This is a genomic window from Curtobacterium sp. MMLR14_006 (assembly GCF_001864985.1).
Classification (GTDB): Bacteria; Actinomycetota; Actinomycetes; order Actinomycetales; family Microbacteriaceae; genus Curtobacterium.
The window spans coordinates 347308-367169 of record NZ_MJGU01000023.1 but is presented as its reverse complement, the minus strand read 5'-3'; the positions used below and the strand labels follow the sequence as shown (position 1 = coordinate 367169).

Below are 19862 nucleotides of genomic sequence, written 5' to 3'. Positions count from 1 at the left end.
GGGACTGATCGGGGATCAGATGCTGTTGACGTCCAGCGGGATGCCGGGGCCGAAGGTCGTCGAGACGGCGCCCTTCATGACGTAGCGGCCCTTCGAGGACGACGGCTTGAGGCGGTTGATCTCCTCGAGCGCGGTCGAGATGTTCTCGTCGAGCTGCTCCGGCGTGAACGAGGCCTTGCCGACGACGAAGTGCACGTTGGCGTGCTTGTCGACGCGGAACTCGATCTTGCCGCCCTTGATGTCGTTGACGGCCTGCGCGACGTTCGGGGTCACGGTGCCGGTCTTCGGGTTCGGCATGAGGCCACGCGGGCCGAGCACCTTGCCGAGACGACCGACCTTGCCCATGAGCTCCGGGGTCGAGACGGCGGAGTCGAAGGCGGTGTAGCCCTCGGCGACCTTCGCGATGAGCTCGTCGCCACCGACCTCGTCGGCACCGGCGGCGATGGCGGCCTCAGCAGCCGCACCCGTCGCGAACACGATGACGCGGGCGGTCTTGCCCGTGCCGTGCGGCAGGATGACCGTGCCGCGGACCATCTGGTCGGCCTTGCGGGGGTCGACGCCGAGCTTCAGCGCGACCTCGACCGTGGAGTCGGTCTTCGAGGAACCGGTCTCCTTGGCCAGGGCGACGGCCTCGGTCGGGGTGTAGAACTTGTCGGCCTCGATCTTCGCGGCCGCGGCCTGGTAGGCCTTGGACTTCTTCGCCATGGTGGTCTCCTTGCGAGATACGTGGTTGGCGAGCCGGCGAGGCTCTCCCACGGAAAGGTGTCTGGTGGTGGGCCGGAGCCCGATCGGTGCTTAGGCCTCGACCGTGATGCCCATCGAGCGCGCGGTGCCGGCGATGATCTTCGCGGCCTGCTCGATGTCGTTGGCGTTGAGGTCGGCCTGCTTGGTCTCGGCGATCTGACGGACCTGGTCCATCGAGATCTTCGCGACCTTGACCGTGTGCGGGGTCGACGACCCCTTCTGCACACCAGCAGCCTTCTTGATGAGCTCGGCGGCCGGCGGGGTCTTCAGGACGAACGTGAACGAACGGTCCTCGTAGACGGTGATCTCGACCGGCACGACGTTGCCACGCTGCGACTCGGTCGCCGCGTTGTACGCCTTGCAGAACTCCATGATGTTGACGCCGTGCTGACCGAGCGCCGGACCGATCGGGGGGGCCGGGTTGGCGGCTCCCGCGTTGATCTGCAGCTTGATCAGGCCCGTGACCTTCTTCTTCGGTGCCATGACTTGTCTTCCTCCTGGAATCGAACGCACGGGGACCCGTGCACTCTCCCGCTGGTCCGGCGGATCCGGACAGCGGTGAAGGCCCGCTCGCACGAGGCGCGCGGGCCCAAACCCGTTCAGTGTAGTCGATCTCGGTGATCGCTACAGGATGGTGGTCGCTAGAGCTTGGTGACCTGATCGAAGCTGAGCTCGACCGGGGTCTCGCGCTCGAACAGCGAGACGAGGACCGTGAGCTTGCCGCTCTCCGGCTTGATCTCGGAGATCGAACCCGGCAGGCCCGCGAACGAGCCTTCCTTGATGGTGATCGTCTCGCCGATCTCGAAGTCGACCTCGGCGGCGGGCTGCGCCTGCAGCGAGCCGCTGCCCTTCGTGCCGCCCTTGGTCGGGGCGGCCTCGGCGACCTGCACGAGGGACTTGAGCATGCCGAACGCCTCGTCGAAGCGCAGCGGCGTCGGGTTGTGGGCGTTGCCCACGAAGCCGGTGACGCCCGGGGTGTGACGCACGACCGACCACGAGTCCTCGTTGAGGTCCATGCGGACGAGCACGTACGAGGGGATGCGGACGCGCGTGACCAGCTTGCGCTGGCCGTTCTTGATCTCGACGACGTCCTCCATCGGGACCTCGACCTGGTAGATCGAGTCCTCCATCGACATCGAGACCATGCGGTTCTCGATGTTCGACTTCACGCGGCGCTCGAAGCCCGCGTAGGAGTGGATGACGTACCACTTGCCCGGCTTCATCCGGAGCTCGGCCTTGAAGGCGTCGTACGGGTCGGCCTCGGGCGCGTCGGCGTCCTCGTCGGTCTCGGCGTCCTCGGTCTCGAGGGCCTCGTCGGCGGCGAGCGTCTCGTTCGCGGCCTCGGCGGCCTCGGTCTCGAGTTCGACCTCTTCCTCGTCCTCGACGGCCTCCACCGCGGCCTCGGCCTCGTCGGCGGTGTCCACCTCGAGTGCGTCGTCGACGACCGCGTCGGCCTCGGGGTCGCGGGACTCCTGCAGCGCGGTCAGCGCCTCGTCGAGCCCGGTGTCGACGGTGCCGTCGTCGGGCTCGGAGCCGAACCCGAGGGACTCGTCGTCCTCGTCCTCGATCGAGATCGCACGCTCTTCAGCGGACTCGACAGAGCGCCCCTCGGCGGTCTCGACGTCGCCTTCCTGGTTCTCCTCGACCTCGGAGGACTGCTCGGCAGCCGTCGCGAGGTCGATGTCGTCGCGGGAGTAGTCAGACACAGTCGATTCTTTCCGTTCGGTGGTGCGGGTCGGGGTGGCAGGCGGTCCGGATCAGGATCGAACCCGTCTCGGGCGACCGTACTCCTCGGGTCTGCCGCACTCGGCGGCCGACGTCCGGGTCAGGCCGTCGGACCGTTGCCGAAGACGTAGCCGACGCCGAGACCGAACGCGAAGTCGAGGATCGACACCAGCACCATCATCACGACGACGAAGACGAGGACGACGCCCGTGTAGCTGAAGAGTTCCTTGCGGGTCGGGGTGACGACCTTGCGCAGTTCGCCGATGACCTGACGGATGAAGAGCACGATGGCGGCGATCGGACCGCGGCGCTCGGCCCGGTCCTGCTTCGCCTTGGCGACGACGTCGTCCGCCGTCGTCTCCATGTCTTTGCTCGCCAACTTCTCAACCTTCCAGATGTGCAGGGCGGACAGGACTCGAACCTGCAACCTGCGGTTTTGGAGACCGCTGCTCTACCAATTGAGCCACCGCCCTTCGGAACGCACGCTCGTCACCGATGCGCGTTCCGGTGGTCGAGTGTACGGGAGTCCGTCACACGGTGTCCACTCGGCCGCCTCCACGGCGTGCCGCGCCGGTAGGCTCGACGTCGTGAGCACCGCAGCCCCCGGCCCCGAGTCCACCACCACCTCCGCTGCCGCGCCGACGGATCGGCCGCGCATCGCGTCCCGCATCGCCGCGATCGCCGAGTCCGCGACGCTCAAGGTCGATGCGAAGGCGAAGGCCCTCAAGGCGGCCGGCCGCCCGGTCATCTCCTTCGCCGCCGGCGAGCCCGACTTCGCGACGCCCCAGCACGTCGTCGACGCCGCCGTCCAGGCCGCGCAGGACCCGAAGAACCACCGGTACACGCCCGCGACCGGCCTCCCCGAGCTCAAGCAGGCGATCGCCGACAAGACCGCGCGCGAGTCCGGCACGACCGTCGACCCGTCGCAGGTGATCGTGACGAACGGCGGCAAGCAGGCCGTCTACCAGGCGTTCCAGACCATCGTGGACGCCGGCGACGAGGTCCTGCTCCCCGCCCCGTACTGGACCACCTACCCGGAGGCGATCCGGCTCGCGGGCGGCGAACCGGTCGAGGTCTTCGCCGGGAGCGACCAGGACTACCTCGTCACGGTCGAGCAGCTCGAGGCGGCGCGCACCCCGAGGACGAAGGCGCTGCTGTTCTGCTCGCCCTCGAACCCGACCGGCGCGGTGTACAGCGCCGAGCAGACCCGTGCCATCGGCGAGTGGGCGCTCGAGCACGGCATCTGGGTGATCAGCGACGAGATCTACCAGGACCTCGTGTACGACGGCGTCCGCTTCTCCGGCGTCCTCGCCGAGGTCCCGGCCCTCGCCGACACCACCATCCTGGTGAACGGCGTCGCGAAGACCTACGCGATGACCGGCTGGCGCGTGGGTTGGTTCATCGGTCCGGCCGACGCGGTCAAGGCGGCGTCGAACCTGCAGTCGCACCTGTCGTCGAACGTGTCGAACGTGTCGCAGCGCGCCGCGATCGCCGCGCTGACCGGCCCGCAGGGACCCGTCGCCGACATGCGCGAGGCCTTCGACCGTCGCCGCCAGGCGATCGTCGCCGGGCTGAACGCGATCCCCGGGTTCGTCACGCCGACGCCGCAGGGCGCCTTCTACGTCTACCCGGACGTCACGGCACTGCTCGGCCGCGAGTGGGCCGGCTCCACCCCGACCACGACGCTCGAGCTCGCCGACCTGATCCTCGAGCACGCCGAGGTCGCGGTCGTCCCCGGCGAGGCGTTCGGCCCCTCCGGCTACCTGCGGCTCTCCTACGCCCTGAGCGACGAGGACATCGCCGAGGGCGTCGCGCGCCTGGCGCGCTTCTTCGCGTAGTCCCCCCGCACACCGGAACGGGCCACCTCGTCGAGGTGGCCCGTTCCTGGTTCCCGGGAGGCCCGTGGAGCGTCGTGCGCGTCCGTCCGGTCCGGCGGGCGCGTCAGTCGAGCAGGTCGCCGACCACGACGGGTTCCGGGGCGAGCGCGACCCCGAACCGGTTGAGGACCGTCACCTGGACGTAGCGCGCGAGCTCGGCGACCTGCGCCGCGGTGGCGCCGCCGCGGTTCGTCAGCGCGAGGGTGTGCTTCGACGAGATCCCCGCACGCGACCCCGGGACCGCGTAGCCACGGTGCACGCCGGCGTGCTCGATGAGCCAGGCGGCGCTGAGCTTGACGTCGTCGCCGGCGGCCCACCGCGGTGCCTCGGCGGGCAGCGTCTCGGCGAAGGACGGGGACACGATCGGGTTCGTGAAGAAGGACCCGGCACTCCAGGTGTCGTGGTCGTCCCCGTCGAGCACCATGCCCTTCGACGCGCGCAGTCGCAGGACCTCGTCGCGGACGGTCGCGGGCGGCACGGGTGCGCCGAGCTCCACCCCGAGCGAGCCGGCCAGCTGGGCGTACCGGACGGCCACGCCGTCCTGACCGGCGAGGCCGAGTCGGAACTCGACGGTCAGCACGACGCCGCGCCGACCGTGCTTGAGGGTCGACGTGCGGTACCCGAGCGCCAGTTCGGCCGCCGGCACCCAGGCGCGCTCCCCCGTGGCCGCGTCGAGGAACTCGACGCGGGTGAGCACGTCGGAGAGCTCGACCCCGTAGGCCCCGATGTTCTGCACGGGCGACGCCCCGACGGTGCCCGGGATGCCGCTCAGCGCCTCGAGCCCGGTCCAGCCGTTCGCGACGGTCGTGGCGACGAACGGGTCCCACGGCTCGCCGGCGGCGACGCGGACGGTGACGCCGTCGGCGTCGCGGTCGGCGTCCACGCCGGTGGTGCGGACGAGGACGACGGTGCCGTCGAAGCCGCCGTCGGCGACGAGCAGGTTGCTGCCGCCGCCGAGGACGAGCCACTCGTGGTCGTCGAAGGCGTCGAGGGCGTGCTCGACGAGTTCGTCGGTGGTCGTCGCCGTGAGCAGCCGTGCTGCCGCCCCACCGACGCGGAGCGTCGTGAGGTCGGCGAGCGCCGGCTCGGTCACGGTCAGCGGAACACCACCGTGACCTGCGCCTTGCCGAGCACGGTCTGCCCGGCGGCAGTCACGGTGAGGTCGATGCGGGCGGGACGGCCGTCGTCGTCGACGGTGCCGACCTTGGCGACGATCCCGACCGTGGCGCCCTGCTCCGGGTCGACGACGACGGGACGGGTGAACCGCACGCCGTAGCCCGACACCCAACCGCTGTCGCCGAGCCACTCGGCCACCGGCTGCACGGCGAGGCCCATCGTGAGCATGCCGTGGGCGAGGACACCGGGCAGACCGACCGAGGTCGCGACGTCGTCGCGGTAGTGGATCGGGTTGAAGTCGCCGGAGGCGCCGGCGTAGCGGACCAGGGAGTCGCGGGTCAGGTGCACGTCGCGCTCGGCGACGACCGTGCCGACCTCGAGCGTGGTGGCGGGTGCGGCGGTCATGCGTCGTCTCCTCGGACCACGAGGGTGGAGGTCGCCGTGACGACGTGCTCCCCCGCGGCGTCGTTCATGGTGCTCCGGGCGGTGACCATGGCGTTGCCGCCGAGGGTCTTGACGCTCGTGACGGTGAGCGTGGCGGTGAGTTCGTCGCCGGCGACGATAGGCCGGTCGTAGGTGAACGACTGCTCACCGTGGACGACGCGGGAGAAGTCGATGCCGGCGTCGGGCTCGGCCAGGAGCTGCGCGAGGGTGGCTTCCTGCACGACGACGGCGAAGGTCGGCGGGGCCACGACGTCGTCGTAGCCGGCGGCGCGCGCGGCCTCGGGGTCGTGGTGGACGGGGTTGGTCGCGAACACCGCACGCGAGAACTCGCGTACCTTCTCGCGGCCGACCAGGTAGGGCTGGGCCGGCGGGAACGTCCTGCCGACGAGCTCGGGGTTCACTGACACGCAGGGCAGTCTACCGAGCGCCGCCGACGAGTCCCCGGTGCGATCGGTTACTGTGGGGTGAGTCGGTTCGGGGGGAACCGGCACCGATCTTCCGGGGATGGGGAGGGACGATGGACGCCGTCACCGAGTTCGCCGTGCACACGGGCGACCGGAGCACCGCGATGGAGGTCGCCGGAGCCGTGCTGCGGCGGTCCGGCCACCAGGTCGAACGCACCGGCGGGACGATCACCGCGACGACCGGGAACCGTCTGCTGACGATCCTGCTCGGCGTCTTCGTGCACCCGTCCCGCGAGTTCCGTCGGTACGAGGTGTCGACCACGGTGACGGGCACCGCCACGACGATCACGCTGCGCCGTGCCGCGCACGGGACCGCCGTCTCGGGCGGGAGCATCGGCGCGAGCCGACGCCAGGCTGCGTGGCACGAGGTGGCCACCGGGCTCGAGCGCGCGCTGCGGGCCGCCGGGATCCTGCTCGGGCGGACGGACCGCCGCCACTGACGCCGGCGCGACCCCGACCCGAGCCAGGCCAGCCATCCGGGCCCAGACACCGGCACCGGCTCCGGCTGCGCTCACGCCCCGGGAACGACGAAAGCCCGGCGAGCAGATCGCCGGGCTTGCGGTAGCGAGGGCGGGACTTGAACCCGCGACCCCACGATTATGAGTCGTGTGCTCTAACCAACTGAGCTACCCCGCCAGAGATCCGGAGCGACACGCGCACCGGGTCGGAGCCCCGAGTCAGGATTGAACTGACGACCCCTTCCTTACCATGGAAGTGCTCTACCACTGAGCTATCGGGGCGATGTGCCGCGAACGGCACCACACGAGGATAGCAGACCTCCGACGCTGGTCCGGAACCGGGCGTGACGCCCGGGCGTGCCGCGCCGGCGACCCCTAGTCCGCGTTGGCCTCGAGCCACGCCAGCGGGTCCACCGGGACCCCGTCGACGTGCACCTCGAGGTGCAGGTGCGGGCCGGTCGAGTTGCCGGTGCTGCCGACGAGACCGAGGACGTCACCGACGGTGACCTGCTGACCCGTGACCACCTGGAAGGAGTTGTCCTCCATGTGGCCGTAGACGCTGACGAACTGCTTGCCGTCGACGTCGTGCTGCACCCAGACGTCGTTGCCGAAGCCGCCGTCGTTCGCCTGCACCTTGATGACCGTGCCGGAGGCGATCACCCGGATCGGGGTGCCCTCTCCCGGCGCGAAGTCGACGCCCATGTGGTTCGTCGAGCAGAACGAGCAGCCCGCGACCTGGCGTCCGCCGAAGCCCGAGGTGATCGGCACGCCGGTCAGGAAGGGCCACTGGATGGAGCCGGCCGGGTCGTTCGTGAAGCTCGACGCGTCGACGTGCTGGTACTGCGTGACGTCCGACACCGTGTACTGGTCGCGTGACGTCGAACCGGCCGCGGTGTCGCCCACGTTGAGCGACTGGGTCGCACCGGCGCTGGCCCGGGCCGCGGTCGAACCGCTCTCCGGCACCCACAGTGCCTGCGCCGGCAGCGAGGTGGAGACGACGAGCCCGGCGGCGAAGAGCAGGGCGCCGACGGCGGTCACGCGCGACGCGGTCCGGCGGAAGGACGAGCCGGTTGTCGCCAGTCGGTTCGACGGTGCGGTCGCGGCGATGTGCCGCGTGGCACGGTCCACCTGCACGGGGCGGGTCCCGCGGCGACCGGCACCCCGGGCGGCCGAGGGCGACGCCGTGCCACGGCGCGACGGCGACGACACCGGGGCCACGACGGGCGACGAGGGTGCCGGCGGCGTCGCGATCCGGGACGCCGGACGTGCCGGCGCGGCCGGGGAGGTCGGAGCCAGGTCGACCGGCGACACCGGGGCCGCCGGCGTGGTCGGTGCGGCGGCGCCCTGCACCGCAGGCCGATCGGACACGGTGTGCGCGGGCCGCGCCGTCGTGTCGTCGGCGATCGCGACCGCTCCCTTCGCGGCTGCCCGCTCCGCCTCGATCCGGGCTCGTCGGGTCAGGTGGACGACCGGGGTGGCGGCGTCGACGGGACCGGGGGTGACGGCGGGCGAGAGCGGGGAGTGCGGCATGTGTGCGGTGGCGATCCTGATCGGGGCAGATGCGCTCGGAGGTAACGAGCAGATAACGGGACCTGAGCACGCTAGCAAAGGACGTCGCACGCCGCCAATCACCCGGACGACCAGGACGGCCCCCCAGACCTGGGGACCCGGGCTCAGTCGGCCAGGGCGTCGGCCTCCAGACGGCGGAGGAGGACCTCGAGGTCGTCGGCGACCGCGGGGCTCGCGAAGAGGAAGGACCGCGTGTCGCCGGCCTCCCAGATCCGGACCACGGCGCCGGCCTCGGCCGCGACGACGGATCCGCCCGCCATGTCCCACGGGTTGATGCCGCGCTCGTAGTAGGCGTCCACCCGACCCTCGCCGACCGCACAGCAGTCGAGCGACGCCGCTCCCCCGCGTCGGATGTCCCGGACCTCGCCGATGAGGCCGGCGAGGACCCGGACCTGCTCGCGGCGGCGGTCGGCCGTGTACCCGAACCCCGTCGCGACGAGGGTCTCGGCCAGGGACGCGGGCGAGGCGACGGTCAGCCGCTCCCCGTCGCGGGTCGCGCCGCTGCCGACGGCCGCGCGGAACACGGTGCCGGTCGCGGGCATGACGACGACGCCGGCCACCGGCTCCCACGTCGTGGGGTCCGGGTCGCCGCGCACCACCCCGATGCTCACGCCGTGGTCGGCGCTGCCGTAGAGGTAGTTGACGGTGCCGTCGATCGGGTCGACCACCCACGTGTACCCCGAGGACCCGGTGGCGGAGCCGGACTCCTCACCGTGGAAGGCGTCGTCCGGACGCTCGGCGGCGATGCGCGCCCGGATGAGGGCCTCGACCTCGCGGTCCGCGGCGGTGACGACGTCGACGATGCTCGACTTCCGGTCGGCGACCTCCACCCCCTCGGCGCGTCGTCGGGCAGCGAGCTTCGCCGCTTCGACGGCGATCGACTCGGCGAGGTCGGCGAACCAGGACGGTGTGGGATCGGAGGACATGCCCCCATCCTCCCGGAACACGAACGGCCCCGTCCGCAGTGGACGGGGCCGTTCCGATGGTGGCAAGTGAGGGATTCGAACCCCCGAAGGCTACGCCGGCTGATTTACAGTCAGATCCCTTTGGCCGCTTGGGTAACTTGCCATGCGCACCCAGCCGGTGTGATCACCAACCGAAGGCGCGCACAAGAGCATAGCCGATCCGAGACGGTGGTCGTGACCACGTGAGCCGATCCGACGGGCTGGAACCGGGCCTCCTGTCCGCAGATAGGCTGTCCCGCATGGCAGACAGTTCCTTCGACGTGGTCAGCAAGGTCGACAAGATGGAGGCGGAGAACGCCCTCAACCAGGCCGCCAAGGAGATCGAACAGCGGTACGACTTCAAGGGTGCCGACGCGTCGATCGCGTTCAGCGGCGAGGACGTCCTCATCAAGGCGAACTCGGAAGAGCGCGCGAAGGCCGTCCTCGACGTCCTGCAGAGCAAGGCGATCAAGCGCAACATCAGCCTGAAGAGCCTCGACGCCGGCGACCCCTACCCCTCGGGCAAGGAGTACCGCATCGAGGTGAAGTTCAAGAACGGCATCGAGCAGGACGTCGCGAAGAAGATCGGCGCGTTCCTGCGGGCCAACGCCCCGAAGACCGTGAAGAGCCAGATCCAGGGCGACGAGCTCCGGGTCTCCTCGAAGAGCCGCGACGACCTGCAGAACACGATCCAGCTCCTCAAGGGCGAAGAGTTCGACGTGCCGCTGCAGTACATCAACTTCCGCTGACGCGCAGCGCCCGAACGACGACCGACACCGGCACCCCGTGGAGCACTGGCTCACCGTCGCGATCACCGTCCTGCTCGTCCTGCTGGACCTGGCGATCCGCGTCTTCTCGATCATCTACGTCCCGATCAACCGCAAGCCGCAGACCGCGACCGCATGGCTGCTCGCGATCTTCCTCATCCCCTACATCGGCTTCATCGTCTTCCTCGTCATCGGGTCGACGAAACTGCCCCGCGCCCGCCGCGAGAAGCAGACCGAGATCAACGCGTACATCCTCGAGCAGACCGAGGGCATCGAGCGGGTCCGCCGTGACCACCCGTGGCCGGGTTGGCTCGAAGGGGTCACCCGGCTGAACCGGGAGCTCGGTGCCATGCCGCTCGTCGGCGGCAACTCCGCGGAGCTCTACCCGGACTCGGTGGAGTCCATCGCCGAGATGACCCGGGCGATCGACCAGTCCCGACGGTTCGTGCACGTCGAGTTCTACATCGCCACCCTCGACGACACCACGCGCCCGTTCTTCGACGCCCTCGCCCGGGCGCAGGCCCGCGGCGTCACCGTCCGGTTCCTGCTCGACCACTGGGCCAGCCGCGGCTACCCGGGCTACAAGGACACGCTCGCGTTCCTCGACCAGGCCGGCATCGCGTGGCACCTCATGCTCCCGCTGCTGCCGCTGCAGGGGAAGTTCCAGCGCCCCGACCTGCGCAACCACCGGAAGATCATGGTCATCGACGGCTCGGTGGCGTTCACCGGGTCGCAGAACCTGATCGACGCCTCGTACGACCTCAAGTCGCACATCGAGAAGGGCATGGTCTACAAGGACCTGTTCGCCCGGTTCGAGGGCCCGGTCGTCGCCGGCCTCAACGCCCTGTTCGTCACCGACTGGTACAGCGAGACCGACGAACTGCTGCTGCGCGAGAGCGATCCCGTGCAGCGCGCCGACCGCGGTGACGCGCTCGACTGCCAGGTCGTGCCGTCCGGCCCCGGCTTCGACGGCGAGAACAACCTGCGCCTGTTCAACGCGCTGCTGTACTCGGCGCAGGAGAAGGTGTCGATCACCTCGCCGTACTTCGTGCCGGACGACTCGATGCTCTACGCGATCACCACGACCGCGCAGCGCGGCGTCGAGGTCGAGCTCTTCGTCGGCGAGCTCGGCGACCACGCGATGACCTGGCACGCGCAGCGGTCCTACTACGAGGCGCTCCTGCGCGCCGGTGTCCGCATCTGGCTGTACCGCGCCCCGACGATCCTGCACGCGAAGCACTTCACGATCGACGACGAGGTCTCGGTCATCGGCTCGAGCAACATGGACATGCGGTCCTTCAGCCTGAACCTCGAGGTCTCCGTGATGGTCCGCGGCCACCGCTTCGTCGACGCGCTGCGCGAGGTGCAGCAGGCCTACAAGGAGCACAGCTTCGAGCTGACGCTCGACGCCTGGCTCGACCGGCCGCGCCGCTCGCAGGTGCTCGACAACGTCGCGCGGCTCACGGCGGCGCTGCAGTAGCGGCGCGGGAGCGCGCGGTGGTTGCAGTTCCGCGCGTGGGTGGCAGTTCCGCGCGTAGTCAGGTCTTTCGCGCGTGGTCAGGTCTTTCGCGCGTAGGAGGGCGGAAGTTCCGTCCCCCTACGCGCGATTCTTCTTTCCACGTCGCGCGCGATGGGACGGAACGTGCGGGGGCGGGTGACGCGCGGGTGCAGTTCCGCGCGCGGGTGCAGTTCCGCGCGTGGTCAGGTCTTCCGCGCGTAGGAGGGCGGAAGTTCCGTCCCCCTATGCGCGATTCTTCTCTCCACGTCGCGCGCGATGGGACGGAACGTGCGGACAGCCGGGAGGCGCGGCACCCGACCGGCAGACCACCACCAGCGCGGCAGCCGCTCACGTCCACCGCCCGCTGCCGCGCCGACCGGGTGGGTCAGCGCACCGGGACCAGGCTGGCCAGGGCACCCACCACACGCTCGAGTGGGCCGCGCCCGAGGAACCGACGCCAGAGCATCGCGAACACCACGGAACCGAGGGCGAACCAGCCCCACGCCTCGCCGGACTCCGGGTACTCGGGTAGCAGCGCGATGACGACGAGGTGCCCCGAGTAGATCGTCAGCGGCATCGACCCGACCGCGGCGAGCGGGAACGCGATGCGCTCGGCGGTACGGCCGTGCCCGTCGAACACCAGGGTGCAGAGGGCGATGACCGCGACCGCGACACCGGTCGTCCCGACCACGTCGACGATCGACGACGAGTGGTCGCGCGGCGACAGGAAGAGTTGCGCGAGGGCCTCGGCGGGCGTGGAGCCCTCCCCCGCGTACGGCACACCGGGGAACGCCCACGCAGCGTCGGGAGGGGGCGGCGCCAGGAGCGCACCGGCGACGGAGGCGGCGACCGCGGCCACCGTGCCGGACGCGAGGAGCGCGACCTGCCGGCCCCGGGCCTCCAGGCCGCTGCGCGCGACCGCGAGACCGACCAGGACGTACGCCAGGAACGTGACCACGGGGTAGACCAGACCGAGTTGGACGCCGATCATGTCGGCGCCCGAGTAGGCGGGGGCGATCGCCAGCGCGGCGAGGGGTGACAGCAGCGCGCAGACGGCGGCGATGGCGAGCAGTGCCGCCGGACGGAGGCGGAGCACCGGCACCACCAGCAGGAACAGCGCACCGTAGGTCGGCAGGATCACGTAGACCGGGGTGTCGAGCGCCATGAGTGCGAAGCCGATGAGGACGACCGCGACCGCACGGATCGCGAGCCGGGCGCGGACCCGTCCGATGGTCGGGGGTCCCGGCGGTTCGGTCCGGCCGCTCGTCAGGCCGATCGACACCCCGGCGAGGACCGCGAACAGGGTGGAGGGCCGGCCGTGCGCGACCGCGGACCACGTGGCCGGGTCCGTCCAGTCGAGCGCGTCGGCGATGCCGCCGATGTGCGCGGCCATCATGCCGAGCAGGGCGATCGCCCGGGCGACGTCGACGCCCTGCAGCCGCACGGCGGAGACGGACGCGCCCCGCACCGCTCGGAGCGGGACGGGGCGCGTGTCGGTCATCGTGGTCAGTTGCTCGGCACGTCGACGCGACCGAGCGAGACGTCGATCATCTCGTCGCGCGGCACGACCTTGATCCGCTCGCGACCCTCGGCAGCGCCGAGTGCCTGCTCGTGGGTGTCGAGGTGGTGCCAGCCGTCGAGGTCCGTGTACTCGACGCCGCGCGAGCGCAGCAGGGCCGGGATCGCCTCGTCGGAGGGGTCCTCCGGCGTCCACCAGCTCGCCTGGTCCGTGACGATGTGCTGCACGGTCTCCATCGCGTCGGACTTCGTGTGCCCGATGAGGCCGACCGGACCGCGCTTGATCCAGCCGGTCGCGTAGACACCGGGGATCTGCTGGTTGTCGTCGTCGAGGACCTGGCCCTCGTGGTTCGGGATGACGCCGTGACGCTCGTCGAACGGCACGTCGGGCAGCGGGGAACCGAAGTACCCGACGGCGCGGTACGCGGCCTGGATCGGGATCTCGCGGATCTCGCCGGTGCCCTCGACGCCGCCCTGGCCGTTCGGCCGCGTGCGCTCGTACCGGATGGCCGTCAGCGTGCCGTCCTCGCCGACGAACTCGACGGGCTTCGCGTAGAAGTGCAGGTGCAGCCGCCGGCTCGCCTGCCCGGTCTCGCGCGTGCGCCACTGCTCGAGCACGCGGTTGATCACCATGACCTGTTTGTTCGTCGCGATCGCGGTCTTCGACGCCTCGTCGTGGTCGAAGTCCTCGTCGTAGACGATCATGTCGACGTCGCGGACCTCGCCGAGCTCGCGGAGTTCGAGCGGCGTGAACTTGACCTGCGCCGGGCCGCGGCGGCCGAAGACGTGCACGTCGGTGACCGGGCTCGCCTTGAGGCCCTGGTAGACGTTGTCCGGGATCTCGGTGGGCAGCAGGTCGTCGGCGTGCTTCGCGAGCATGCGGGAGACGTCGAGGGCCACGTTGCCCACGCCGATCACCGCGACGCTCTCGGCCGTCAGGGGCCAGGTGCGCGGGACGTCGGGGTGGCCGTCGAACCAGCTGACGAAGTCGGCTGCGCCGTACGAGCCCTCGAGGTCGACCCCGGGGATGTCGAGGTCGGCGTCCTTGATCGCACCCGTCGAGAACACGACCGCGTTGTAGTGCTTCTTGAGGTCGTCGAGGGTGATGTCCTCGCCGTACCGGACGTTGCCGAACAGCCGGACGACGCCGCTGTCCAGCACGTCGCGGAGGGCGTTGATGATGCCCTTGATGCGCGGGTGGTCCGGGGCGACGCCGTACCGGACCAGGCCGTAGGGGGCGGGGAGCTGCTCGAACAGGTCGATCGACACGTCGTGGCCGCGGGCTTCGCGCAGCAGGATGTCCGCGGCGTAGATGCCGGCGGGGCCGGCGCCGACGATGGCGAGTCGGAGGGTGGGCACTGTTCGTCTCCAGTTCGTTCGGGTGGGGGTTCCCGGGTGCGTCCGCTCGGCCACCGTGCGGTGCCGACGCGGACGGTGTTCAGCGGCTGCGGTCGACGACGGACTCGGCGAAGCGGGTCAGCGCCTTCTTCACCGTGCCGTCCGGCAGCGGGGCGAGCGCGTCGACGGCTTCGTGCGCCCAGGCCACGGCGACCGCGCGCGTCGCCGCGGTGGCCTCGTGCTCGCGGAGCGCGGCGACGGCGGACTGGTACGGCTCCGAGCCGACGGCGTCGTCCGGGGCGCCGTTGACGTCACGGTCGATGCGCTCGACCAGGTCGTGCGCGGACGGGTCCGTGGCGGCGAGCCGGCGGAGCTGCAGCAGCGGCAGCGTGTCGACGCCGGCGCGCAGGTCGTTGCCGGCGATCTTGCCCGTCTTGTCGGTGGCGGGCGCGAGGTCGATGACGTCGTCGACGAGCTGGAAGGCGACGCCGACCTTCTCGCCGAAGGTGCCGACCGCGTCGAGGTACGAGCGGTCCGCGCCGGAGAACATCACTCCGGCGCGCGCCGCGGTGGCGATGAGCGAACCGGTCTTGTCGCTGAGCACCTGGATGTAGTGCTGCACCGGGTCGTCGTCGGGCTGCGGCCCCGTGGTCTCGTGCAGCTGGCCCATGCAGAGACGCTGGAAGGTCTCCGCCTGCATCCGGATGCCCTCGGTGCCGAGGTCGGCCGTGATGAGGCTGGCGCGGGCGAAGAGCAGGTCGCCGGTCAGGATCGCGACGTTGTTGCCGTAGGTGATCTGTGCGGCGGGCACACCGCGGCGGACGGGTGCCTCGTCCATCACGTCGTCGTGGTAGAGCGACGCGAGGTGGGTCGTCTCGATGCTGACGGCGGCCTTCACCACGGCGTCGGTCACGCCGTCGCCGAGCTGCGCGATGAGGAGCGTCAGCGTCGGACGGATGCGCTTGCCGCCGGCCGACAACAGGTAACGGCTGGTGGTGTCTGCCAGGGTGTCGGTGGAGCGCATGGCGTCCTCGAGGCCCTGTTCGACGAGTTCGAGTCCGTCGTCGACGGCCGCGATGAAGCGGCGGTCGGCGGGCGTGGCGAACAACCGCTCGCCGATGCCCAGCGAGGCGCGCAGGCTCGGTGCACGACGTGCGACCGGGACGCTCGGGTTCAAGTGCTGCTCCGTCTTCGGGTGGTCGGACCGGTCAGTCGGCGGGGTCGACGCGCGGCTGCTCGCCGGTGGCCTGGTGGTCGCGGCGCGCCTTCGCGCGTCGTGCTGCCGACTCGCGGACCGTGTCGGCCACGGGCTTCCGCCCACGGTGCAGTGCGACGATGCCGGCGGTGAGGTTGCGGTAGGCGACCACGGAGAACCCGACGCCGCGCAGCCACTGGGTCAGGACCTGCTGGTCGGGCCAAGCGTCGATGGACTCGGCGAGGTAGCGGTAGGCGGCCGGGTTGCTGCTCGACAGCCGGGCGATGCCGGGGAGCACCCGCTTGAGGTAGGTGCCGTAGCCGACGCGCAGCAGCGCACGCGGCGGCGTCGAGAACTCGCAGATGACGACGCGGCCACCGGGCTTGAGGACCCGGAGCATCTCGGCGAGCGCCTGCTTCGGGTCGTTGACGTTGCGCAGGCCGAACGAGATCGTGACGGCGTCGAAGGTGTCGTCGTCGAACGGCAGGCGCTCGGCGTCGCCCTCGACGAAGGTGATCTCGGGGTGACGCTCACGCCCGACGGCGATCATGCCGGCCGACAGGTCGAGTGCGGTGACCTCGGCACCCTTCTTCGCGAAGGCAGCGGCGCTCGTGCCGGTGCCGGCCGCGATGTCCAGCACCTTCTCGCCGGGTTGCGGGTCGATCGCCCGGACCGTCGCGACGCGCCACAGCGGGGCGTTGCCCGCCGACAGGATGTCGTTCGTGAGGTCGTACTTGGCCGCGACGTCGTCGAACATCGCCGCCACCTCGTCCGGCCGCTTGTTCAGGTCCGCTCTGCTCACACCAACGATCCTAGAGGTCCCGGCCGGACGTTCACCGGACTCGCAGCGACCCGGGCGGTGCGCGCGGGACGTCGGGCGGTCGCGGAGCCGGGACACCGCCCGTGCACGGCCCCGTCACCGACCGCGTACGGCCCGGTCACCGACCGCGCACGGCCCCGTCGCCGACGGCGCACGGGCCTGTCGCCGTCCGCGCGTAGCATCGGACCCGTGACCCGAACCACCACGGCGGCGCCCCCGCTGACGGTCTCGACCCGGATCCTCGACGACCCGGGCGCCGTCCTCCGACACACCCTCCGCGACCGTCCGCTCGCCTTCGTCCGGAACGGCGACGGCATCGTCGGCATCGGCGAGGCGCTCCGGTTCACCTTCACCGGCCCGGACCGGATGCGCGATGCGGCGGCCGCCTGGCGCGCCGTCGTCGCGTCCGCGACCGTGGACGACCCGGTGCAGCTGCGCGGCTCCGGCCTGGTGGCGTTCGGGTCGTTCGCCTTCGCCGACGACTCCGCAGAGGAGAGCGTGCTCATCGTGCCGCGCGTCGTCATCGGCCGTCGCCGGGGCAAGGCCTGGCTCACCGCGATCGACACGACCGCCGGCGCCGAGCCGCTCGCGTTCTCGCGCACCTCGGTGCCCGTCCCCCTCGTCGGACCGCACGTGTCCGTCGCGTTGCGGGCCGGACACACCGACGAGGCCGCGTACGCCGCCGCCGTCGACGAGGCCGTCCACCGGATCGTCGCCGGCGAGGCGCAGAAGGTCGTGCTCGCGCGCGACCTGGTCGGCACCCTGCCCGACGGCGCCGACCGGCGTGCGGTGCTCCTCGACCTCGCGGCGTCCTACCCGCAGTGCGTCGTGTTCGCCGTCGACGGGCTCGTCGGGGCGACGCCGGAGACCCTCGCGCGGACGGACGGCACCCGGCTGACCGCCCGGGTGCTCGCCGGCAGCGCGGCGCGCGGCGACGACGAGGTCTCCGACCGCGCCGCGGCCGAGGCCCTCGCGTCGAGCGCGAAGGACGTCGAGGAGCACGCCTTCGCGATCGACAGCCTGCTCGCGGCGCTCCGGCCGCTCGCGACCGACCTCCGGGCCGATGCCGAGCCGTTCCGGCTGCAGCTGCCGAACCTGTGGCACCTGGCGACCGACGTGCAGGCGACGCTGCCGCCGGACACGACCTCGCTCGACGTGGCGGACGCCCTGCACCCGACGGCCGCGGTCGCCGGCACGCCGACCGACGTCGCCGTGCGCCTGGTCGCCGAGCTCGAGGGCGTCGGCCGCGGGCGGTACGCCGGGCCCGTCGGCTGGATGAGCGCGACCGGTGACGGCGAGTGGATGCTCGCCCTGCGGAGCGCCCGCATCGACGACGACGGCACGGTGCGCGCGTGGGCCGGCGCCGGGATCGTCGCCGGGTCCGACCCGGCGCGCGAGGTCGCCGAGACCGCCCTGAAGTTCCGCCCGATCGCCGACGCCCTGGCCTGACGACGGCCGGGAGGCGCGGCGCACGCCCGTCACGTCGGCCGCGGCCCGAGGCGGTGCGGCCGGGCGAGACGCCACGGCCCGCGTGGACCGCCGCTCGGGCAGAGGCCGCGTGCGGTCCGCGCCCCGGTACGGCCGTCGCGCCCCGACGCACCGGGGCGCGACGGCTGTGAGCGGGCGCGGTGCTGCCGGAGCGCACCCGGGCGCGCAGTGACGGTGCGACACTCCGCCGGGCGTCGCCGGTCAGTCGACCAGCGGGACCTCGATCACCACGCGTTCGGCGGGGTCGGTGAGCACGCGCTCCAGGTCGCCCCAGGTCGCTGCCCGGCGGTACTCCCACCCGAGTCCGGTGACGACCCGTTCGACGTCGACGTGCTGCGGCGTCGACATCATCCGTCGCATGTCGGCGTCCGGCGTGGTCTTCGCGACCTCGAGCCCGCGGAAGATCGCGCCGCCGTGGTCGTTGCCGACGACGACCTGCACCCGGTGCGTCGGTTCCTCGGTGCCGGTGACGAACGCGCCGAGATCGTGCAGCAGCGTCAGGTCGCCGAGCAGCACGCGTGTGGTGCCGACCGACACCGAGGACCGCTCGAGCGCCGCCGCGATGCCGAGCGCGGTCGAGACGGTCCCGTCGATGCCGGCGAGGCCGCGGTTCGCGTGCACCCGGATCTTCTTGCCGAGCACGCGGGCGTCGGCCTCGCGGATGAGCTGCGAGGCGCCGAGGACGAGCCGGTCGTGCGGCCACGTCACCCCCCAGACGGCCTCGGCGAGCATCACCCGGTCGACCGGTCGGCGACGGAGTGCGACCTCGTCACGGAGGAACTTGTTCCGCTCGGCGCGGTCGGCCGAGCGCTTCGCGTCGAGGTCCGGGCCGGCGTCGCCGTCTCCGAGCACCCGTCGGCTCGCGCCGACCCACCGGCCGACCCACGCACGGTGCTCCGGCCGGGTGCGGCCCGTCACGCGGACGTCGGACACGAAGGTGGTCGCGGCGTCCGGACGGGAGGCACGGGCCGGGTCGAACGGGTCGGCCGTGTGTCCGCGGACCACGATCGTCTCCACGTCGTCGCGCTGCAGGAGTGCCGGGACCTCGCGGCTGAGCGTCGGGTGCCCGAGCACCACGGCGCGGCGCACCGCGCCGCCGAACGCCGCGTCGCGCAACAGCTCGCGGTAGGTGACGACGAGGTTCCGGCCGAAGCGCGCGCCGCTGGACACCTCGGCGAGCAGCGGCGCACCGAGCTCCCACGCGATGCGCTCGGCGTCCTCGCCGGCGTCGTGCCCGGCGATCACCACGGTGGCCGGCTCGTCGTCGGGCATGAGGTCCGCGACGGGCAGGCCGGTGTGTGCACGACGGGTGGCGTGTGCCAGGTCGACCTCGTCGTCGGGGACGCCGTCGACGCCCTCGTCCGGGAGCCCGGCGGAGAGCGGTTCGCGGAAGGCCACGTTGAGCTGCGCCGGACCCGGCTGTCCGGTGTGTCCGGCGGCGGCCGCCACGGCCTGTCGCGCGAGGGTGCGCAGCGCGGTGCGCGCGGACTCGTCGAGTCCGTGCGCGGACGGGGCCTCGACGTCGCGGACGAACGGCACGGCCGGGCCGAAGATCCCGGGCTGGACGGTGGTCTGGTTGCTGCCGATCCCCCGGAGCTCGTCGGGACGGTCGGCGCTGAGCACGATCATCGGGACGCCCGAGTGGTGCGCCTCGAGCACGGCGGGGTGCAGGTTCGCGACGGCCGTGCCCGACGTCGTCACGACCGCGGCCGGCCGGTTGCTCTCGACCGCGAGGCCGAGGGCGAAGAACCCTGCGGTGCGCTCGTCGAGCCGCACGTGCACGGAGATGCCGCCGGCACGCTCGAGGGCGACGGCGGCCAGGGCGAGCGCCTGGGAGCGCGAACCCGGGCTGACGACGACGTCGGTCACGCCGGCGCGGGCGAGTTCCTGCAGCAGC

The 19862-nt window shown here is 71.7% G+C and carries 19 protein-coding genes and 4 tRNA genes; 5 read left to right on the top strand and 18 right to left on the bottom strand.

Going from position 1 to position 19862, the window contains the following annotated elements:
* Positions 1 to 15: 15 nt before the first annotated feature.
* The 5 genes from rplA to BIU94_RS13605 all read right to left on the bottom strand — a co-directional run bounded on the left by rplA (position 16) and on the right by BIU94_RS13605 (position 2942).
* Positions 16 to 705, bottom strand: a complete 690-nt coding sequence (rplA, locus tag BIU94_RS13625; protein ID WP_071261187.1) for a 50S ribosomal protein L1 — start codon at positions 703 to 705, stop codon at positions 16 to 18.
* A gap of 90 nt (positions 706 to 795) precedes the next feature.
* The gene (rplK, locus tag BIU94_RS13620) at positions 796 to 1227 is read right to left on the bottom strand and encodes a 50S ribosomal protein L11 (RefSeq protein ID WP_017888638.1); all 432 of its coding nucleotides are present in this window, start codon (positions 1225 to 1227) and stop codon (positions 796 to 798) included.
* Positions 1228 to 1385: 158 nt separating this feature from the next.
* The gene (gene nusG / locus BIU94_RS13615; protein WP_071261185.1) at positions 1386 to 2450 is read right to left on the bottom strand and encodes a transcription termination/antitermination protein NusG; all 1065 of its coding nucleotides are present in this window, start codon (positions 2448 to 2450) and stop codon (positions 1386 to 1388) included.
* A gap of 119 nt (positions 2451 to 2569) precedes the next feature.
* Positions 2570 to 2848, bottom strand: a complete 279-nt coding sequence (gene secE, locus BIU94_RS13610; RefSeq protein ID WP_071261181.1) for a preprotein translocase subunit SecE — start codon at positions 2846 to 2848, stop codon at positions 2570 to 2572.
* 21 nt (positions 2849 to 2869) lie between these two features.
* Positions 2870 to 2942, bottom strand: a tRNA-Trp gene (locus BIU94_RS13605).
* Positions 2943 to 3056: 114 nt separating this feature from the next.
* Between BIU94_RS13605 and BIU94_RS13600 the strand changes: the two genes are divergently transcribed.
* Entirely contained in the window at positions 3057 to 4307 is a 1251-nt protein-coding gene (locus BIU94_RS13600; RefSeq protein ID WP_175472225.1) for a pyridoxal phosphate-dependent aminotransferase, read from the top strand.
* Positions 4308 to 4410: 103 nt separating this feature from the next.
* On the opposite strand, the gene BIU94_RS13595 is transcribed toward BIU94_RS13600, so the two are convergent.
* Genes BIU94_RS13595 through BIU94_RS13585 form a run of 3 tightly spaced genes read right to left on the bottom strand, consistent with a single transcriptional unit; the run spans position 4411 to position 6313 of the window.
* On the bottom strand, positions 4411 to 5439 hold the full coding sequence (locus BIU94_RS13595; protein ID WP_083404836.1) for a UDP-N-acetylmuramate dehydrogenase: 1029 nt from the start codon (positions 5437 to 5439) through the stop codon (positions 4411 to 4413).
* Positions 5440 to 5441: 2 nt separating this feature from the next.
* Positions 5442 to 5867, bottom strand: coding sequence for a MaoC/PaaZ C-terminal domain-containing protein (locus tag BIU94_RS13590; RefSeq protein ID WP_071262101.1), 426 nt, complete (start codon positions 5865 to 5867; stop codon positions 5442 to 5444).
* Positions 5864 to 6313: a MaoC family dehydratase N-terminal domain-containing protein gene (locus BIU94_RS13585; protein WP_083404835.1), complete on the bottom strand. Its 450-nt coding sequence runs from the start codon at positions 6311 to 6313 to the stop codon at positions 5864 to 5866. Before BIU94_RS13585 ends, BIU94_RS13590 begins: the two co-directional genes overlap by 4 nt.
* 110 nt (positions 6314 to 6423) lie before the next feature.
* Between BIU94_RS13585 and BIU94_RS13580 the strand changes: the two genes are divergently transcribed.
* Complete coding sequence (locus tag BIU94_RS13580; protein WP_071261177.1) at positions 6424 to 6810, top strand: hypothetical protein; 387 nt, start codon at positions 6424 to 6426, stop codon at positions 6808 to 6810.
* A 122-nt stretch (positions 6811 to 6932) separates the two neighbouring features.
* Here BIU94_RS13580 and BIU94_RS13575 read toward each other — a convergent pair.
* From BIU94_RS13575 to BIU94_RS13555, 5 genes are all read right to left on the bottom strand, one after another.
* Positions 6933 to 7006: transfer RNA gene (locus BIU94_RS13575), tRNA-Met, on the bottom strand.
* A gap of 32 nt (positions 7007 to 7038) precedes the next feature.
* Positions 7039 to 7110 (bottom strand) — tRNA-Thr (locus tag BIU94_RS13570).
* A 93-nt stretch (positions 7111 to 7203) separates the two neighbouring features.
* Positions 7204 to 8358 carry a M23 family metallopeptidase gene (locus BIU94_RS13565; RefSeq protein ID WP_071261175.1) on the bottom strand — a complete coding sequence of 385 codons (1155 nt, stop codon included), beginning with the start codon at positions 8356 to 8358 and terminating at the stop codon, positions 7204 to 7206.
* Positions 8359 to 8501: 143 nt separating this feature from the next.
* Positions 8502 to 9323, bottom strand: coding sequence for an inositol monophosphatase family protein (locus BIU94_RS13560; protein ID WP_071261173.1), 822 nt, complete (start codon positions 9321 to 9323; stop codon positions 8502 to 8504).
* 57 nt (positions 9324 to 9380) lie between these two features.
* A tRNA-Tyr gene (locus tag BIU94_RS13555) sits at positions 9381 to 9465 on the bottom strand.
* Between the two features lie 136 nt (positions 9466 to 9601).
* On the opposite strand from BIU94_RS13555, the gene BIU94_RS13550 reads away from it, so the two are divergent.
* Positions 9602 to 10090, top strand: coding sequence for a YajQ family cyclic di-GMP-binding protein (locus tag BIU94_RS13550; protein WP_071261171.1), 489 nt, complete (start codon positions 9602 to 9604; stop codon positions 10088 to 10090).
* Between the two features lie 37 nt (positions 10091 to 10127).
* Entirely contained in the window at positions 10128 to 11588 is a 1461-nt protein-coding gene (gene cls, locus BIU94_RS13545) for a cardiolipin synthase (RefSeq protein ID WP_071261169.1), read from the top strand.
* A 403-nt stretch (positions 11589 to 11991) separates the two neighbouring features.
* Here the strand turns inward: cls and BIU94_RS13540 are convergent, their stop codons facing one another.
* From BIU94_RS13540 to BIU94_RS13525, 4 genes are all read right to left on the bottom strand, one after another.
* A complete protein-coding gene (locus tag BIU94_RS13540; RefSeq protein ID WP_071261167.1) occupies positions 11992 to 13107 on the bottom strand; it encodes a heparan-alpha-glucosaminide N-acetyltransferase domain-containing protein in 1116 nt (371 codons plus the stop codon).
* A 5-nt stretch (positions 13108 to 13112) separates the two neighbouring features.
* On the bottom strand, positions 13113 to 14483 hold the full coding sequence (locus BIU94_RS13535; RefSeq protein ID WP_071261165.1) for an FAD-dependent oxidoreductase: 1371 nt from the start codon (positions 14481 to 14483) through the stop codon (positions 13113 to 13115).
* Between the two features lie 79 nt (positions 14484 to 14562).
* Positions 14563 to 15639: a polyprenyl synthetase family protein gene (locus BIU94_RS13530; RefSeq protein WP_071261163.1), complete on the bottom strand. Its 1077-nt coding sequence runs from the start codon at positions 15637 to 15639 to the stop codon at positions 14563 to 14565.
* A 31-nt stretch (positions 15640 to 15670) separates the two neighbouring features.
* On the bottom strand, positions 15671 to 16459 hold the full coding sequence (locus BIU94_RS13525; RefSeq protein WP_071261161.1) for a demethylmenaquinone methyltransferase: 789 nt from the start codon (positions 16457 to 16459) through the stop codon (positions 15671 to 15673).
* A 207-nt stretch (positions 16460 to 16666) separates the two neighbouring features.
* Here BIU94_RS13525 and BIU94_RS13520 point away from each other — a divergent pair, with 207 nt between their 5' ends.
* A complete protein-coding gene (locus BIU94_RS13520) occupies positions 16667 to 17926 on the top strand; it encodes an isochorismate synthase MenF (protein WP_071262098.1) in 1260 nt (419 codons plus the stop codon).
* Between the two features lie 240 nt (positions 17927 to 18166).
* Here BIU94_RS13520 and menD read toward each other — a convergent pair whose 3' ends face one another.
* Positions 18167 to 19858 carry a 2-succinyl-5-enolpyruvyl-6-hydroxy-3-cyclohexene-1-carboxylic-acid synthase gene (gene menD / locus BIU94_RS13515; RefSeq protein WP_368086424.1) on the bottom strand — a complete coding sequence of 564 codons (1692 nt, stop codon included), beginning with the start codon at positions 19856 to 19858 and terminating at the stop codon, positions 18167 to 18169.
* Positions 19859 to 19862: the final 4 nt, after the last annotated feature.

What these genes read in the sequence shown, in the direction of transcription:
- rplA (WP_071261187.1), bottom strand. Translation starts at nt 705, where the DNA reads ATGGCGAAGAAGTCCAAGGCCTACCAGGCCGCGGCCGCGAAGATCGAG.
- rplK (WP_017888638.1), bottom strand. Translation starts at nt 1,227, where the DNA reads ATGGCACCGAAGAAGAAGGTCACGGGCCTGATCAAGCTGCAGATCAAC.
- BIU94_RS13590 (WP_071262101.1), bottom strand. Translation starts at nt 5,867, where the DNA reads ATGACCGCCGCACCCGCCACCACGCTCGAGGTCGGCACGGTCGTCGCC.
- BIU94_RS13580 (WP_071261177.1), top strand. Translation starts at nt 6,424, where the DNA reads ATGGACGCCGTCACCGAGTTCGCCGTGCACACGGGCGACCGGAGCACC.
- BIU94_RS13565 (WP_071261175.1), bottom strand. Translation starts at nt 8,358, where the DNA reads ATGCCGCACTCCCCGCTCTCGCCCGCCGTCACCCCCGGTCCCGTCGAC.
- BIU94_RS13560 (WP_071261173.1), bottom strand. Translation starts at nt 9,323, where the DNA reads ATGTCCTCCGATCCCACACCGTCCTGGTTCGCCGACCTCGCCGAGTCG.
- BIU94_RS13550 (WP_071261171.1), top strand. Translation starts at nt 9,602, where the DNA reads ATGGCAGACAGTTCCTTCGACGTGGTCAGCAAGGTCGACAAGATGGAG.
- BIU94_RS13540 (WP_071261167.1), bottom strand. Translation starts at nt 13,107, where the DNA reads ATGACCGACACGCGCCCCGTCCCGCTCCGAGCGGTGCGGGGCGCGTCC.